The sequence below is a fragment of the Micromonospora sp. NPDC047753 genome (assembly GCF_040642735.1).
Classification (GTDB): domain Bacteria; phylum Actinomycetota; class Actinomycetes; order Mycobacteriales; family Micromonosporaceae; genus Micromonospora.
Genome location: NZ_JBEYSL010000782.1, coordinates 1 through 2030, shown reverse-complemented (window position 1 = coordinate 2030; position 2030 = coordinate 1). Strand labels below are relative to the sequence as shown.

At 71.0% G+C, this 2030-nt stretch carries 2 protein-coding genes; one reads left to right on the top strand and one right to left on the bottom strand.

The genetic code is table 11. The features are described 5' to 3' along the window. Window positions 1-45 precede the first annotated feature (45 nt). On the top strand, window positions 46-699 hold the full coding sequence (locus ABZ749_RS34480) for a nucleotidyl transferase AbiEii/AbiGii toxin family protein (RefSeq protein ID WP_357235435.1): 654 nt from the start codon (window positions 46-48) through the stop codon (window positions 697-699). A gap of 57 nt (window positions 700-756) precedes the next feature. On the opposite strand, the gene ABZ749_RS34475 is transcribed toward ABZ749_RS34480, so the two are convergent. Further along, complete coding sequence (locus tag ABZ749_RS34475; protein ID WP_355010275.1) at window positions 757-1659, bottom strand: SDR family oxidoreductase; 903 nt, start codon at window positions 1657-1659, stop codon at window positions 757-759. Window positions 1660-2030: the final 371 nt, after the last annotated feature.

Sequence of the window (2030 nt, the reverse complement as noted above, 5' to 3'; positions counted from 1 at the left end):
GACCGGTCCGTCTCGTCGTTGGCGCTGGCGGTGCTGCTGCCGCTGATCGCGTTCATCGCGCTGGCCATCAAGCTGGACAGCCGGGTGGCGCTGGCCGCCGCCGGGCCGTACCGGTTCGTTCTGGGTGGTGGGGTGGCGTGGGCGGCGCACGGGCTGGTCGCCCGACCGACGGAGGACGTGGACCTCTTCGCGGACGTGGAGGGTGCCGCGGCGGCGGCGTCCGCCGGGGTGCGGGTGGCCCTGGAGCGGGCCGGGTTCATCGTCAGTGACGCCGACCCGGACAGCGAGCTGGCCGAACTGTTCGACGGGTACGAGCAGGACATGAAGGACTTCGTGGTGAGCCGCGACGGACGGCAGATTCGGCTCAGCCTCGCCCGGTTGGACCGCCAGCAGAGTCCGGTGGTGATGGACCTCGGCCCGGTGATGGACGTTCGTGACCTGGTGGCGAACAAGATCGCGGCGTTGGTCAACCGGCGGGAGGTTCGCGACTTCATCGACGTGGCCGCAGCCCTCGACCACTACGACGTGACCGAACTGTTGGTGCTGGCACGGCAGGTCGACCCCGCGCTGGACCCGGACGACGTGCGCGCCGCCGGCCGCTATCTGGACCGGCTCTCCGACCAGCGTTTCGGCCGGTACGGCCTGGGCGCCGTCGACGTCGCCGCGATCCGGCAGCGCTTCGCCGCCTGGCCACGCTGACCGGCGAGCCACAAGCATCGGGTGGGCATCCCGAGCGGACGCCCACCCGACGGCGGTTCACTTGGTCGGTCGACCGCCCGTGACCCCAAGGATCTCGCCGGTCACGTAGCTGGACTCCTGCGAGGCGAAGAAGACGTACGCGGGTGCCAGCTCCGCCGGCTGCCCGGGACGCCCCTCCGGGGTGTCGGTGCCGAACTGCTTCACCTTCTCCTCCGGCATGGTGGCCGGGATCAACGGCGTCCACACCGGGCCCGGTGCGACCGCGTTGACGCGGATGCCCTGCTCGGCCAGGTCGGCAGCGAGCGCCTTGGTGAAATTGGCGATCCCCGCCTTGGTGGTGGCGTAGTCCAGCAACTGCGGCGACGGGTCGAACGCCTGGATCGACGACGTGTTGATGATCGCCGACCCCTCGGCCAGGTGCGGAATGGCTGCCTTGCAGAGCCAGAACATCGCGTACAGGTTGGTCTTGAACACCCGGTCGAACTGCTCGGTGCTGATCCCGAGGATCCCCTTGTCCTGCGACATCTGGTACGCCGCGTTGTTCACCAGGATGTCGAGACCACCCAGGTCGCGCACCGCCCGGTCGACCAGTTCCTGGCAGTGCGCCTCGTCGGTGACGTCGCCGCGTACCGCGACGCCCCGCCGGCCGGCAGCCTCGACCAGCCGGATGGTCTCCCGGGCGTCGGCGTCCTCCTCCTCACTGAGGTACGAGATGAGCACGTCCGCGCCCTCCCGGGCGAAGGCGATCGCGACCGCCCGGCCGATCCCCGAGTCACCACCGGTGATGAGCGCCCGCTTGCCGTCGAGCTTGCCGCTGCCCCGGTACGACTCCTCCCCGTGGTCCGGCCGCGGGTTCATCTCCGCGGTCGAGCCGGGCGCCGACTGCTGCTGCGCGGGCTGACCGGACTGCCCTCCGTACTGGCTGGTCGGGTCCTGCTGGGTGTGCTGGTCCTCGCTCACTGAAAACTCTCCTCGCTGCGCGCGGGAAGCGGGGGTCTCCCGCGAATGCCGTCCCCGACCGCCCTACCCTGCGTCGGCCTGCGGAAACCGCTGCAACGACCGGGGCTGTCGTGCGGCGGTGCCCGCTGCTGGTTAGGGTGCGCAAGGCGCTCACGAGGCGCGTCCACCCCCATGGAAAGGCACGTCATGACCTCTCCCTCCGGCCCGTCGCGCCGCCAGGTGCTCGTCGCCGCGGTACCGGTCGGAGCAGCAGGACACCCTCGTCGGCGTGCTTGACCAGGTTGCTGGTCAGCTCGGCGGCGACGATCCGGCCGGGACCTGGCGCTGGCCGGGGCGTCGCTGGCCGGCGGGCTGGTGCTGTGGACCCTTGG